Source organism: Ramlibacter paludis, assembly GCF_022012305.1.
GTDB classification, from domain to species: domain Bacteria; phylum Pseudomonadota; class Gammaproteobacteria; order Burkholderiales; family Burkholderiaceae_C; genus Ramlibacter; species Ramlibacter paludis.
In genome coordinates this window covers 592201-604802 of record NZ_JAKLTM010000002.1, presented here as the reverse complement: position 1 = coordinate 604802, position 12602 = coordinate 592201, and the positions used below count along the sequence as shown (strand labels likewise).

Genomic DNA, 12602 nt, shown 5'->3' with positions numbered 1-12602 from the left:
GCCAATCGAATGCACCTAACTCCGTCCCGCAGTTCCGGAAGTGTTTATTGACTCAGGAACCTGCTCCCACTGGTACCTCCTCGGGAGTGGAATTTCGGATTTCTTCTATCGGCTGTTCCTTGGTCAGGCGGGGTGGAACAGCCGCTTGCGGCTGTGGAACCTCGCAACACAGCTCCCCTTGAATGCCTCACTGGTCTGCGGTCAGTCACCGGGTCGACCCTAACGGCGAAATTTCCCCTTCTACGGCGAAGCAAATAGGTCAGCAGTGCGGACCTCGAGAGCAGCCGCAAGTCGGTCCAGAACTTCAAGTGTTGGATTTCGGCTTCCGCGCTCAATCTTAGCAACGATGTCGCGGGCAACTCCTGCGTGAGTCGCAAGCTCCTCCTGCGTCCAGCCCTTAGCTTGCCGCAGCAGGATGAGGGCTGAGGCTGCAAGCTCCAGCGGCTCCTCATCGGTCCACGGCCGCCTCGGCTTGGTAATCGGTGTCAACAGTGCGCTGACGTGAACGCCGAAGGCTTTGGCCACAGTGAGTACGGTCGAAAGCCTAACCGTAGTTTGCGTCCCGTGCTCAATACCGTAGAGCGTGGACAGGCTCAGTCCGGCGTGCTCAGCGAACGCGCGTGTGCTCCAGCTCGACTCTGCTCGGAGCGTGCGCACATTGGCTGCAAGTATCGAGAGTAGTTCGGTCTGTGGCGATTTAGGTCTGGGCGCGTGATGGCCTGGCACCTAAAAAGTTTGTGTCTCGTCCGTTGTAGGGTGACTCGTTTTGCGCCACAATTTAGGCATCTTTTTTTACCTCAGCCTGGAGCGTCAGTGTTCGTCACCATGCCCCACTTCGAGCAGTTCATGCCTGGGAACTTAGTCGGCCCGGGGCATCAGTCCTGGCGGGCGGTGACTCTTTCGGTGGAGTCCCCTTGGTACCTGTTCGTGTATGAAGCTAAGTACGGTCAGCAAAAGGTGCCGCAGACCACGCTCGTGGCCTGGGAGGACACCCTCCTAGCTATCCTGGAGGGCATCCCGGCGGACGACCGGAAGGGGGTCGCGCGTGTTGAGAAGGAGCGCCGTCCTGGTACTCGATGGCACGTGACCTGGATTGAGACCATTTGGGCACCTGCTCCGGAGGAAGTACAGGAGACCGGCTTATTTTTGCTGCAGCTTGAAGGAGACCCCCTGGTCCGTGACGCGCATCTCAGACCCGTCGACGTCAGGGAAGGCCGTGCGCTTGTGTACAGCGCCCTACCGAACGCTGTTGCGCAACCAACCTCGCGAGGCCCCGTCGACGTGCCGGATGACTTTCCAGTGCCAGTGCCTCCGGGGGTGGTGCCAGGAAGCCAGCCCAAGCTGGGCATACGTGAGGAGAAGGGTAGGTTTACCAGCGACGGGGTGGTCGCGCGCGCCGAGCGCCACGACATCTGTCAAGACTTGGTCAACCAACTGGTGGCATACGCAGAAAACAAGCGCCTGGAGAAGCCAGACACGGAGGTTTCGAGATTGGTTTCGCAAGTGCTCGCGCAGGTACACAAGAAGCAGTTCGGGTGGGGCTTATCACCTGCCGAATCTGCCTGGATTGCTGGACGGGTCAAGGCGCATTTCGACGTCCAGCGATAGGGCTCGCGAACTGAAGCACCGCCTAACAAGGTCGGTGCGCCTGCGTCGCAAACAGCCAACGTGCCGTCTTGCCCAGAGACTAAGGCTGAGCTAAGATGCGCGCACATCGCAGCTTCGACTCTCCGAAGCTCACTTAGGACGGCGCAAGTCGCTCCACCAACGACGCCCCCTCTGCTAGAGGGTTGCGTGCATTCATCCCCTCAAAGTCGCTCCGCATCGTCGGGCTGTTCTCGTTCTTTAACAACTGTTTGGTCAGACCAGGTCGGGTGGCGGGGGCGAAACACCCCGTCCGGCCCAGGGACTGACTCCCCGGTGCCCCTTGGGCACCCTGCCGGAGGAGACCCCTCCGAGGGCGCACTGAGCCAACAAGATTCAGAAACTCAAGTAGCTGCTGCCAGGGGCGCAGCTTTTACAGGACACACCGGCTCTGCAAAAAAGTAGCCGGGCTCATCGGAGAACAAAATGACCAAGAAGAACGAATCCAACAAGACCAACGTCGTTGCTCTCAAGGCGGGCACGACCTCCACCAACCCGCCGGGACCCCCGGTGGACACGACCCGCCCCGGCGCTAGGTTGTTGCAAGCTCTCAAGCAACGTGCGCGTGAGTTGGGGCAAGAAGAAGCTGAAATGGCTCGCGAGCTGCAGGTGACACCGGGCTATATCCTGCAGATGGAAAGAGGCATCCGCGCGGTGAACACCATCAGCGACGACTTCTCCGGCGCATGTGCGGTGTATCTCGACATTCCGCGTCTACAAGTACTCATGTTGGCGGAACGGGTGACGCCTGAGGACCTTTTTCGAAGCGTCGACATCTACAAAAAGGACTTGAGTCGCGCTGTCGATTTCATCGCAGCAGACCCAAAGTGGAACGCAGTGCTGACTTCGGAACTGCGCAGTTGCAGCACTGACAGTCTCTTTGGGGTCGTCAGGCTGTATGAAGCGGCTACAGGGACGGTCCTGATGCCAAACCAAGTTGATGTCACCGCGATGGTTCCTGCTGACGACAAGGGACAGTAGACGGACAGCTTCACTGGGCGACGTGAATAGAACACTCTGGCGACGCCCTCCAAGAGTCTCACCATCACATTAAAGAAAGGCTGCAATGAGCGTCTACGCCATTGGGATGACCTTCACGAAGGGAGTGCCCCAACCGGGACAGCGTCCCTTCTGGCGCGTCTGCTTCCATGCAGTGGATGCAGGCGGCAAGAGCGTGCAGTTGTTTGATGACTTCGACGAGGTGGCCCACTGGGTCCACATTGAGGGCGCCGGTGTATGCCGCCTGGAGCACCTGGCCACCAAGGAACTGATGGAGCTTCCGGACGCGTGGTGGACGCTGCTGGAGCATTACCTCGTGGCGGGGTCGGAACTGCGAACTGCGCTGCGCAAATCGAACTAAGAAGCCATGGCCGATACGGCTGAGGGCTTCTTCCGGCCGATTCCAAGGGGTCGCAAACAGGGCGCGCGCCCAATCCGCAGCTTCGCGCCCAGGCATTCTTTCGCAAGGCCTGCGGCGGTTATTTCGCCAAGCGCTCTAAGCGCCTGTGATGGCTTCCGCGGCGGTGCGGCGAACCAGTTCGCAATGCCTCTGGTATTCGTACGCTCGTTGCAGGCGCGACGTCCCAGAAAATCAGCGCCATGAAAGAGGCCTTTTCGCTGCACGTGGACCGGGTGGAAGACAAAGCCGGCTTGGTGTTGGTCCACGGTCGATGGCTCACGGGGAGCGCCCTGGACGCGGAAAGTGTCGCTCTTGAGAGAACTGGCAAAGCTCTCCCCGTGCAAGCGGTGCACTTCGGTGAGGAGCCGCTTAGCCTGCTGCTGGTGTGCGGCCGCTACATGCCTGCGGCGCTCGAGGTGGCGGCTGGAGACCGCCTAGTGGCCCGTCAAACCAATTCGCAAATCCACTCCTGAACCACCCATGCGTTGCCGACGCGTTCGATGCCGACAAATCGCAGGCGGTCCGCACTCAGGTCAACCAGCTTGGGGTCATATAGGTTCGGCCATAGCTTGTCCGCGGACAGGAGTTGGAGCACTCCCACACGACGGTTGCGACTCGTCCGGTAGGTGAGGTGCAGGTCTCCCGTGCCCACGTCCTTTGGTCCCATTGAAGGTCGGTATTCGCCCCGTTCCCGCTCCAAGACAACCCGTACCTGCATACTGTGATTCTATCCAGTTAAAAGTGGTGCGGACGCTACAATGGGGTCACGTCACCAAGTCCCCAAACGCTTCTCCAGTCCGGCGCTGCGAAGGCGACTGTGAAATGTTTTTGAGCGACACGCATGGCGGCCACACTGGGCAATGAAGACCCGCGACCCGAGCTTCAGCTGGGCGTTCAACGTTTGCTTGGCCGTTGCCTGCTGCGCATCCAGCAGTACGAGCGGCTGCTGAAAGCACTATTGGCGCACCACGAGCTTGCCGGCCCTGTCGACACTCTGCAGGCGCAGCGGGAAGAGCGCACAGACAAGCTTTCAGATAAGTCTTTGGGAGCGCTTGTGAAGGCGTTATTTGAGACATACGTTGTTCCCAGCGGCTTCGAGCGGGACCTTCTTCCGGACGGCAAGGCAGCGACTGACCGCATCGCGATGGCATTCAGCTTTCGTATCGAAATGGCGCCGGAGGACCGAAGCAAGACCAAGGCCGCGTTGGAAGAACTGGTGGATTTGCGGAACCAGCTTGTGCATCACCTGATAGAACGATTCGATGTGTGGTCGGAGGAAGGTTGCGTTGACGCCGCCCGCCACTTGGAAGAGCGCTACGCCCGAATCGACCGCCACTACCTAGAGCTCACCGCGTGGGCAAAGGCCATGGACGAAACGCGGAGCATGGCGGCGCAAGTCACACAGGCACCGGCGTTCCTCGAAATGCTTGTGAATGGCGTAGCGCCGGACGGTAGCTTTGAGTGGCCACACACAGGCATCGTCCGCGTATTGCGGGAAGCGACAGAGCAGCTAACCGAGGGCGGGTGGACGAGATTGGACTTGGCGCGCGCCTGGATTGCTAAGACCCACCCTGACCAGGTGCCGGAGAAGTACGGCTGCCGGACATGGCCGCAAGTGTTGAGCGAGTCTCGTCAGTTTGACCTTCAGTACCGACCGGAAGGCGACGGTACCAAGACTGCATGGTTTCGCGAGAGAGCTTTTTCGCCCTGAAGTGCCAAAAAGTGGCTCTGTTCAAGTAACGCCCGACCTTAGCCTCGCCGGTATCTCTCAAGGATGGCGCTCCGGGATGCTGCGTCCAAGACGAAGCCTAAGGGACTTGCCTGACGCAGCTGCTGCCCGCGGTCGGAATCTTCCAGTGCGAGAGCCCAAAGCTTGTTTTCGATGATGCGGCGCCACTCGTCGCGCAGTGGCTTGGATGCAGGGTCTGCCGCCGTCTCCCAGTGGTCGAGTACGTGGAGCGCCCGCGCGGCCCTTTCAGGGTGGGATTTGAGCACGCGGACGGCTTCCTCGTGCAGCGCGAGACTGCGAATGTCTTGGCGACGGTGCAAGTCCATGGGGTGACATGGTGTCAGAATTTTCACCGCAGACGCCGCTTTGGATTTGCGCGGACGTCTCACCTATGCGCCTAGGCGACATGAGCAGCGAGCACATGCACGCCGTCCGCCGTTGCGTGCACGCGGGCGACGGTGAAAAGGGACCCTTGCTCCGGCCTGGCTCCGCCGGTTTCAGCAATGGGGTGTGGCTGTTGTTTCTGGAGGCGGAACTGCGCCGACGCTCCAAGTAAGAAGCACCCCAAGGGGCTTGGTGTCAGTCGTTGGAGCGCGCGAAGTCCTCGTCACGCCTTGGGTTGGGCATGTGGGCAAGCACGTCGGCCAGCGTCTGCTTCTTGGCCGCGTAGCGCCGCGCCTCCTGGATGTGCTCCGCAGTGAGGAACGGCCACGAGGCCCGCAACCGCTCCAAGCTCACGCCCTTGTCGACAGATGCAATACGTGCTCGATGGGCACCCGCGTGCCGGCGAAGCACGGCACTCCGCCAAGAATGTCAGGGTCTTCCGCTATGAGCCGGTTGGGCATCATCGGGTCGCGTCGATGACTCCCAGAACGTCACCGCTCCCAGACAGCCTGGAGAAGGGTGGCGCCGGGCCCAGCAGCTCCGGAGAGGCGCGGTGCAGCGCCTCTATCTCCGCCAAGGTGGGGAAGGCTAGAAGCAGCGCCTGGGCCCGCGAGCGAAGCTCCTCGGCAATGCCGTCCGTCTTCGGGTCCGCGAGGTGCACCAACAGCTCCTTTGTCTGCACCAGTGCTTTCGTTCGTGAGTACGGCGTGGCCATTGCATTCTCCAGTTGGCGTTCATAGTAGCCCGCAAAGGGATTCGGCGTCAGAATTGGCGGTGATGCTAACGCCCCACTGGATTGATGCGTATGGTAGTCCGATTCGCCTGAGTGACATGCGCACCGGGCACGTGCGCGCCGTGCTGCGCTACCTGCACGACGGCGACGGGGACAGGGGCCCCATGCTGCGGCCAGGCTGCGGCGGGTTCACCAATCGCGAGTGGATGCTGCTGCTCGGGGCAGAGTTGCGCCGGCGGGACGCCGCTACCATTTCGTCATGAACACGAAACGCTCTTGGCGCCGGGTTTTCTGAGACCAATGGAAATGCAGCACCCGTCTGCGGCCGATTTGGCGCGCTCTCGGGCTGCAGAGGAGCGTGCGGACCGACTCGCCTTCAAAGGTGAGGTCACTCACCGTCATTAGACCGACGAACTCCCGGGCAAGCCCGGTGATGCGGCGCTTGTTCGCCGCGGCGTCCTTCGCTTCTGGTCATGGCTTGCCCAGATGGCTGCGGCGAGATGGCTGACCATCAACTTGGACGGTCGCGCGGGGAAAGGCTTGGCGCTTCTACGCCAATGGCGCCGACCTGTCACCGTTCCCTTCCGTCTGGATGGACAGCGGATGCGAGAGCCACTTCATCCTGTGGCGCTCGCCCATCTATTTACGCGACCGGAGTGACGAGCTCGAGGTATAGCGCCGTCTGAGTGGCCTTGGGCCTACGCCGCTTGCCAACCTACCTTAGCCAGCCAGCTGCTCAAGCCGCTCCTGCGCTTCGCGCTTGCCAATGCCGCGCACTGCGGCAATTGCCTCCAACTGCGCGCGCCGGGGCCGCGTCTGCCCGTTCTCCCATTTGTAGACACTCAGGCCTGAGACGCCAATGAGCTTGGCGAAGTTGGCGGCAGATAAGCCAAGCTTCTTTCGCTGCGAAGCGAGTCGCGCAGGGCTGAATCGCAGCTGGCGGTCTTCACTGCCCGTGTCCCCGGGCTTGACCGGGCCGCGGGGCACAGCCTTGGCAGCTCTTTTAAGCAAGCGCTCCAAGTCCGCGTTGCGCTTCTTCAGAGTGGCAATCTCTCGACGATAGCCGGTCGAAGCCTTCTTCAAGGCGTCTAGGTCGCCGCGCAGTTCCTTCCTGGCGATACGAGCGATTTCAGTCTTGAGGGCTGCTGCGAGGTTGGGCATTGGATATTCAAAGCCTGCGGAAAATGCGGGAGCCAAATCATATGCGCACGAGCCAGTGCTTGACGCAATCTACTTGTACTTGCCGAGAGTGCGCCGCAGCGCATCACGCACGCCCACGAAATGTGCGTCTCTGTTACCCAACAGGACCAGCACATGATGGCTTCGGCTTGACGCTGCCTCTGGATGGCGTTTGGCGAACTCCTGGGGCAAGCCAGAGGTCACCTCTCCAAGGCGCAGCAGCCAGAGATGGTCATCGCGAAGGAAGGCTTCGTGACTGGCCAGTACTTCTCGCAATGTCTTGCGGGATTCGTCACTAACGGCGAGCATGCAGCTAGTCGCGCGCAACACACTGTCAATCAAGACGAGTTCGAGACCAGATAATCCATAAGCCTTGGAGAAGGCCTGACGTGATGCGGTGTCTGCGAGATTGACTAACACGTAAACACAGGAGTCGTGACGCTTAGCCGCCAGTACCAGTAGCGGAGCATCGCAGTCCAAAACGAAGTGTTGACATTGAAGGTCCCGGCCAGGTCGCGGAAGGCCCTCATTTGCGAACGCCACGGCCGCGCCATTGTCGTTATCAGGGTGTGAGCTGCACCCCAAGAAGAGGCGGAGCTGGCCTTGCAGCGGTCCGATAGAGCCAAAGCTGGTGCTGATGCCGGGAGGCGGTGAGACTTTAGAAGTGGCGGGGCTTGCGTGGCTCACGGGCATGTCCTTTGTTCGATGGAACCCGTGTAGATGCCCGTTTTAGCCTTCGGCCGCCCCGGACACTCGGCACCAAGGCCCCTGCCGACTAGCGGGGTCTCTGCCTGGCGTTGTCAGCGACTCCGGATGCGAGCCGCCCTGCTCGTCCCTAACGCAGCTAGCCGGTACTTAGCACCCGGGAACCGGGAAGGGCTTACGGCAGCACTGGCTGGGCGCTCGTCTCGACGGCAAGCCACAGCTAGTGCCCCGGCTGGTGGTAGAGACGGACAGTTTCTGGTTTCAACTTCTGCGCAAGCAGCCGGAGATGAGTCAAGCACGCCAGCGGTGTTGCTCCTATCGGCTCGTTAGGTGTTGGAGCCTGCGCACGCTAGGCGTGAGAAAGTGCAGCGACGCGCAGAAATCGTTCTGACCCTTGATACATTAGGGGTCGTACTATAAGTTACAGGAGGAACCGGAGTGACGGACAAGCTGATTGAAACTGGGTTTACTGAGAAACTGACTCAGGGCCTAATGAGTCTTCTCGCTTCGATTCCAAGTACAAAGGAGCTGGCGAGCTCCACTCCGGCTCAACGCGCTCAAGAGCTTACCAAGGCTGCCGCTGCGAAGACTGCGGCCATCTCAGGGGGCGCCGCTTTGGTTCCTGGACCCCTTGGCCTTGCAACGTTGCTTCCGGACTTGATTACTGTGTACAGGATTCAGGCGCAGCTTGTCGCAGATGTGGCCGCTGTTTATGGAAAGTCCGCTACTCTGGACGAAACACAGATGCTGTACTGCCTTTTCAAACACGGAGGCGCCCACCTGTTCCGCGATGTCGTGACTCGTGCGGGCGAACGATTTCTGGTCCGCCGCGCAAGTCTACGCACCATCCAACAAATCGTGAACAAGATTGGCTACCGCGTTACGCAGAAGCTGATTGGCAGGACGGTGGCTCGCTGGATTCCGTTCATTGGCGCTGCTGGTGTAGGAATTTACGCCTACAAGGATACGAAGAAGGTTGGTACGGCTGCAATGGAGCTGTTCGGGAATGATGCAGCTTTCACGGAGGAAGACCCCCAAAGTCCCGCCCCGCGTGGCGACACGGCAAGGCCACAGCCTTAAGGCGTAGCTGCTCCTGACCACGTGTACCAGCTGGAGGTTAAGCGTTGGCTTGTCTATCACCGGTTCTCGCCGCAGCAAGGATGGCGAGTTTACGTTGACGTCGACCCCATGGAGCGTGGAGCATCTGGCCACGCTGCTGATAAGGTCGCCCGGGCTCGGGAGGCGGAGACGGCCCTGGTGACGATGGGTGCTCAGATTCGAGCGCACAAGGACTTTGGACGAGTGGACCTCGTGGCCGAGCACGATGTGCACGGGAGAGTGTTCGTTGAGGTTGAAGGGTCTTCTGGGAAGCAGCGAGAGCAGGCTCTGTACTCCGCGCTGGGTCAAATCCTGCTCTCCATGAGCGCCTCGGAAGGCAGATACGTTCTCGCCGTCCCTGATGATGCTCGGTGGGAGAGGCAATTGGCGAAGATTCCAAGTAGGGTTCGCGAACTACTCAAACTCGAGTGCGTCCTGGTCAGCGATGTGGCGGTGCGCGACGTGTAGAAGACCACCGCCCTAACGCACTTCCCAGAGAACTCGGAGGAGGTTAGGATGGAAAGCAGGCTAGTCACGAATCGCGACGCTCAGCACACTCTGTTGCGGCTTGCCCAAGAAGCCCGCGAGATGCATTGGGCTGTGGCTTGGGCCACAGAGAACGCGGTTTCGAACGCTGCTGTCCGATACAGTAGAAAGCTCCGACACTTAGTCGTGGGCACGCACTTCTACCAGACAGCTCCGAAAGTACTGGAGAAGTTCCAGAATTTGGCCGCCGCAAAGGTTCGCCCGCCCAACGGCGCGCTGTTTCACCCCAAGGTATACCTCTTCGAGACGGACGAGTGTGCGTACGCTTTGGTTGGAAGCCACAACCTCACCCATGCGGCGCTGTTCGGCAGCAACGTAGAGGTGAGTATCCTGCTGTCCGGTGTACCGAGCGACTCTCTCTTCCGTTCGCTCAAGGAATTCGTGCGAGAAGAGTGGAAGCTGGCAGAAAGGATAGATGACGAGTTCCTGTTCGCTTACCGCCAGCAGTACGAGGCTAAGAAGCCTGCGGAGGAGTCTCTTAAGCAGTTCGCAAGGCTCCGCCCAGCGAAAAGCACGAGGAGACCGTCACCGCTCGAGCTCGATTGGACCGATTTCGTCCGGAGAGTGAAAGGCGACGCACATCACAGTCTGGATGGGCGCCTGGCCGTTTTGCGGATGGCTTCCGAATTGTTCGAGCACCACAAGAGCTTCGCCGCCATGCCTGTCCTCTCTCGCAAAGCAGTTGCGGGAACTCTAGGCGACAACGAACGAGGTCCAGACAACCTGAGTTGGGGCTGGTTCGGCACGATGACCGGCCTGGGGGACTTCGCAAGTATGGTCAAGAACCGCCCCGCCGCACTGTCGCACGCGCTGGACGAAATCCCGGACGAACAGCCGGTCACTGAAGACCACTTCAACAGGTACTGCAGGAAGTTCAACGCCGCCTTCCGAGACGCGCAGCATAAGGGCGGCCCCGCAACCGCTAGTCGACTGCTCGCCCTTAAGCGCCCTGACGTTTTCGTGGGGGTTAATGGAGCGAACCGCGTCGGTCTCTGCGATGCCTTCGGAACCGCTCCCACCACGCTTCGACTGGACAACTACTGGGAGCGAATCGTCATTCCCATGCAGGCGAGCCCATTCTGGTGTTCGCAACGTCCGTCGAGGGGCGTCACGGCGGAAATTTGGGACTGCAGGGCCGCGCTCCTCGACTCCATCTACTACGACCCCGACACGAAGCGATAGGCGGGCAGCTCGTCATGGCTGGAAAAATTCTTGAATCAACAGTTCGGCTTCCGCAGTCAGCCGGAATGCAACTGATGCGCCCGCTCGAGGCGTTTGGCAGCACCTTCAAGGTTCACCTCTCGACCGCACTGACCTTCAGCCCCGAGACACTGTGTCACGTGGTCTGCGACAGCAGCATTCCCAACCTAGTGCGACGCAGTGACAAGCCTCAAGTCGCTGGCTTTTATGGGGTGTTACGCAAGCTGGCGTACGTTGCCGATGGCAAGCACAACCTGTCACCAGGTCTCCGCTCGCTGACCAAAGCGTACTTGGCTCCGATAATGCCCGCGGCGCGAGTGGAGACGCTGCTTGACGGCAAGTCCAGCGAGAGAACCACTGGGTGGCGAACGGTTGCACACGCAACTGGGCCCGCCGAGGGGGACGTTTTGCACGACGTGGCCGTCCGCCTCGCCATGTGCGACGAATACTGCTTCGTCTTGGAAGACTTGGTGCGCAATGGTCAGAAGTCTACGGCGGAAGAGCTGCTGAAGGAGGTGTTCTCATCAGCGGAGCTCGCTCTAGCTTCCGTCGAGGAGGGCATCTTGGTGAATGTCATGCCGCCCATTGAGACGGCGCTCAGCACCCTGGCTTGGCTTGACTGTGCCCACGATGACTTCGACCCAGCGGCAGTTTCAATCATCAACGACGTTCTAGACATTCGACGACGGCCAATGGGTAATTGGCTGGCGATGGTCTGCAAGCTTTCTGACTGTTCCGACTTGCCGGAGCTTTCGCTGCGCACGGGCATCAGTCTGAGCACGCTGAAGAAGTGGTCCTCCTCTGCAAAGAGCGTACTACCCAACCGGCGTCTTCCCGAGGTGCTCAAGGCGGTGCGGTCCAGAGGTCGGGCAGAGCGGCTCGAGAACCTCTTCGGAGTCACCCGGCTGCTCACATTCATCTGTGACCTCTGGCGGGCGGCGGCGGTGGGCGAGCCGCCTTCGTGGCCGCGAACACAGGGCTACATAATGAGTCGGTATGCGGAGGCATACCGACTTGCAAGACAGCAACGCAGCGGTCAGCTGAAGCAGGGCGTCGGCACCTAACTGCGACGTTTCTTGGCCTCAGCTACCTGCTTCTGGTACGCCGCATCGAGGCGCGAAACCTCGCTGCCGGCGGGAATCTTTCCGTGCTTTTCCATCGCCGTCCTGGTGACCCGCTTCAGTGCGTCCAGAGTCACGGGCGTCTTTCGCTCTTTACTCATGAATGTTCCTTCAAATTCCCGGCACACGCCGGCAGGGAAAGTGTCGCAAGCAAGAAGCAAGGAGCGGTTCCATTTCTAGAAAACTCTGCGTGTCAGCAACTCGCCGCACGCGCGGACATCCCTTTGGCCGAAGTGGCCGCGTTGCCCTTGGTTGTCAGCCGCGACCATCTTCCCGCTGGCGAATTCGCTGCATCGTCGCCCGCGCGCGTGATGACTGTGGTGGCACGCAAGACATCATTGCGGTTGGACTGGCGGACCGTCTCTGCACCCGGTGTGAGTCTCAGACGGTAAGAGGTCTGCCGCTCCAAGGCTCTTTGCGTACTCCAACGGAGACAGCCCATTTGAGTTCGGTTTCCGAACGTCTGCGCCCTTTGCCAGCAGTGCTGAAATCGCGAGTCGGTCACGTCGTCTAAGCGCGGCGAACAGTGCTTCCGTCGCGGCGTTTGCCTTTCGTGATTGCGCGTCCAAACGGCGTATCGCTTCTGCGGAGCGGCGGGTCTCCTTTCGGGCTCTAGCTGCCGCAGCGCGTTCGTTTAGTTCCGCCAACGACCTCGCGCCCATATTCGAAGTGCCAAATGGAAGATACGGGTTATCAGTGTTCTTGAGCACCCATTCAGCAAGAGACACGCGTTCACTCTCGGAGCACCGCGCTTCGTACTCGCGGAACAGGCATATAGCAGGAGAGACGCTGCCCGCCAGGTATCCGGGCGAGCGTTCCAGCACCGTCAGTCCCTTGACACAGCACGCAAGCTGCTCGTCCGTC

Annotated in this window: 16 protein-coding genes; 9 read left to right on the top strand and 7 right to left on the bottom strand. The window is 60.3% G+C overall.

Going from position 1 to position 12602, the window contains the following annotated elements:
• Positions 1-240: 240 nt before the first annotated feature.
• On the bottom strand, positions 241-657 hold the full coding sequence (locus LZ009_RS09570) for a helix-turn-helix domain-containing protein (protein WP_430300223.1): 417 nt from the start codon (positions 655-657) through the stop codon (positions 241-243).
• Between the two features lie 156 nt (positions 658-813).
• Between LZ009_RS09570 and LZ009_RS09565 the strand changes: the two genes are divergently transcribed.
• The 5 genes from LZ009_RS09565 to LZ009_RS09545 all read left to right on the top strand — a co-directional run bounded on the left by LZ009_RS09565 (position 814) and on the right by LZ009_RS09545 (position 4754).
• The gene (locus LZ009_RS09565; protein WP_275697679.1) at positions 814-1608 is read left to right on the top strand and encodes a hypothetical protein; all 795 of its coding nucleotides are present in this window, start codon (positions 814-816) and stop codon (positions 1606-1608) included.
• A 462-nt stretch (positions 1609-2070) separates the two neighbouring features.
• Positions 2071-2625 carry a helix-turn-helix domain-containing protein gene (locus tag LZ009_RS09560; protein ID WP_275697678.1) on the top strand — a complete coding sequence of 185 codons (555 nt, stop codon included), beginning with the start codon at positions 2071-2073 and terminating at the stop codon, positions 2623-2625.
• Between the two features lie 85 nt (positions 2626-2710).
• A complete protein-coding gene (locus LZ009_RS09555; RefSeq protein ID WP_275697677.1) occupies positions 2711-3004 on the top strand; it encodes a hypothetical protein in 294 nt (97 codons plus the stop codon).
• Between the two features lie 239 nt (positions 3005-3243).
• Positions 3244-3516, top strand: a complete 273-nt coding sequence (locus LZ009_RS09550; protein ID WP_275697676.1) for a hypothetical protein — start codon at positions 3244-3246, stop codon at positions 3514-3516.
• Positions 3517-3884: 368 nt separating this feature from the next.
• Complete coding sequence (locus tag LZ009_RS09545) at positions 3885-4754, top strand: OST-HTH/LOTUS domain-containing protein (protein WP_275697675.1); 870 nt, start codon at positions 3885-3887, stop codon at positions 4752-4754.
• Positions 4755-5351: 597 nt separating this feature from the next.
• On the opposite strand, the gene LZ009_RS09540 is transcribed toward LZ009_RS09545, so the two are convergent.
• The 5 genes from LZ009_RS09540 to LZ009_RS09525 all read right to left on the bottom strand — a co-directional run bounded on the left by LZ009_RS09540 (position 5352) and on the right by LZ009_RS09525 (position 7488).
• A complete protein-coding gene (locus LZ009_RS09540) occupies positions 5352-5510 on the bottom strand; it encodes a hypothetical protein (protein WP_275697674.1) in 159 nt (52 codons plus the stop codon).
• Positions 5507-5617, bottom strand: coding sequence for a DUF433 domain-containing protein (locus LZ009_RS24355; RefSeq protein ID WP_430300255.1), 111 nt, complete (start codon positions 5615-5617; stop codon positions 5507-5509). Before LZ009_RS24355 ends, LZ009_RS09540 begins: the two co-directional genes overlap by 4 nt.
• A complete protein-coding gene (locus LZ009_RS09535; protein ID WP_275697673.1) occupies positions 5617-5871 on the bottom strand; it encodes a BPSL0761 family protein in 255 nt (84 codons plus the stop codon). The genes LZ009_RS24355 and LZ009_RS09535 overlap by 1 nt, the downstream gene beginning before the upstream one ends.
• 738 nt (positions 5872-6609) lie before the next feature.
• Complete coding sequence (locus LZ009_RS09530; RefSeq protein ID WP_275697672.1) at positions 6610-7050, bottom strand: helix-turn-helix domain-containing protein; 441 nt, start codon at positions 7048-7050, stop codon at positions 6610-6612.
• Between the two features lie 69 nt (positions 7051-7119).
• Positions 7120-7488 (bottom strand): hypothetical protein, encoded by a 369-nt coding sequence (locus LZ009_RS09525; protein ID WP_275697671.1) that lies wholly within the window; start codon positions 7486-7488, stop codon positions 7120-7122.
• A gap of 723 nt (positions 7489-8211) precedes the next feature.
• Here LZ009_RS09525 and LZ009_RS09520 point away from each other — a divergent pair.
• From LZ009_RS09520 to LZ009_RS09505, 4 genes are all read left to right on the top strand, one after another.
• Positions 8212-8853 carry an EcsC family protein gene (locus tag LZ009_RS09520; RefSeq protein WP_275697670.1) on the top strand — a complete coding sequence of 214 codons (642 nt, stop codon included), beginning with the start codon at positions 8212-8214 and terminating at the stop codon, positions 8851-8853.
• Between the two features lie 21 nt (positions 8854-8874).
• Positions 8875-9339, top strand: coding sequence for a hypothetical protein (locus tag LZ009_RS09515; protein WP_275697669.1), 465 nt, complete (start codon positions 8875-8877; stop codon positions 9337-9339).
• A gap of 204 nt (positions 9340-9543) precedes the next feature.
• Positions 9544-10599 carry a hypothetical protein gene (locus LZ009_RS09510; RefSeq protein WP_275697668.1) on the top strand — a complete coding sequence of 352 codons (1056 nt, stop codon included), beginning with the start codon at positions 9544-9546 and terminating at the stop codon, positions 10597-10599.
• Between the two features lie 74 nt (positions 10600-10673).
• Positions 10674-11681, top strand: coding sequence for a hypothetical protein (locus LZ009_RS09505; protein WP_275697667.1), 1008 nt, complete (start codon positions 10674-10676; stop codon positions 11679-11681).
• On the opposite strand, the gene LZ009_RS09500 is transcribed toward LZ009_RS09505, so the two are convergent.
• On the bottom strand, positions 11678-11839 hold the full coding sequence (locus tag LZ009_RS09500) for a hypothetical protein (RefSeq protein ID WP_275697666.1): 162 nt from the start codon (positions 11837-11839) through the stop codon (positions 11678-11680). The genes LZ009_RS09505 and LZ009_RS09500 overlap by 4 nt on opposite strands.
• Between the last annotated feature and the right edge of the window lie 763 nt (positions 11840-12602).

Coding starts and splice junctions, on each gene's coding strand:
- LZ009_RS09560 (WP_275697678.1), top strand. CDS start 2,071: ATGACCAAGAAGAACGAATCCAACAAGACCAACGTCGTTGCTCTCAAG.
- LZ009_RS09555 (WP_275697677.1), top strand. CDS start 2,711: ATGAGCGTCTACGCCATTGGGATGACCTTCACGAAGGGAGTGCCCCAA.
- LZ009_RS09550 (WP_275697676.1), top strand. CDS start 3,244: ATGAAAGAGGCCTTTTCGCTGCACGTGGACCGGGTGGAAGACAAAGCC.
- LZ009_RS09545 (WP_275697675.1), top strand. CDS start 3,885: ATGGCGGCCACACTGGGCAATGAAGACCCGCGACCCGAGCTTCAGCTG.
- LZ009_RS24355 (WP_430300255.1), bottom strand. CDS start 5,617: ATGCCCAACCGGCTCATAGCGGAAGACCCTGACATTCTTGGCGGAGTG.
- LZ009_RS09535 (WP_275697673.1), bottom strand. CDS start 5,871: ATGGCCACGCCGTACTCACGAACGAAAGCACTGGTGCAGACAAAGGAG.
- LZ009_RS09530 (WP_275697672.1), bottom strand. CDS start 7,050: ATGCCCAACCTCGCAGCAGCCCTCAAGACTGAAATCGCTCGTATCGCC.
- LZ009_RS09505 (WP_275697667.1), top strand. CDS start 10,674: ATGCGCCCGCTCGAGGCGTTTGGCAGCACCTTCAAGGTTCACCTCTCG.
- LZ009_RS09500 (WP_275697666.1), bottom strand. CDS start 11,839: ATGAGTAAAGAGCGAAAGACGCCCGTGACTCTGGACGCACTGAAGCGG.